Below are 347 nucleotides of genomic sequence, written 5' to 3' on the forward strand. Positions count from 1 at the left end.
GAAGGAGAGTCGCCGGAATCCGATGTTCCCACCGTAGAACTTGGCCCCGGTGACGTACTCGAAGGACTCGTACTCGACCTGACCGAAGGAGAAGGAGAGTACGGCCCCTGGTACCGGCTGAAGATCAAGGACGAGAGTCGCGGGGTCGTCCGATACTTCGCCAAGGACGACGTTAAGCGCGCAGCTGCGCAGGACCGAATCGAGGTTGGGGAAGACATCTGGATCGCGATGGACACCAACGAGGTGACCCTCGAACGCGACGACGGTTCGACGCACGACTACCACCCCACGAACTGCTTCTTCCCGGGTGGTGACTGATGGCGTCGTCATACTCGCGGACGATGTCC

The 347-nt window shown here is 60.8% G+C and carries 1 protein-coding gene; it reads left to right on the top strand.

Going from position 1 to position 347, the window contains the following annotated elements:
• Window positions 1-318 (top strand): hypothetical protein (locus EXE44_RS18680; protein ID WP_241991906.1); only part of this gene is annotated, 318 nt, incomplete at its 5' end.
• Window positions 319-347: the final 29 nt, after the last annotated feature.

The organism is Halorubrum sp. SS7, from assembly GCF_005435055.1.
Lineage (GTDB): Archaea > Halobacteriota > Halobacteria > Halobacteriales > Haloferacaceae > Halorubrum > Halorubrum salinarum.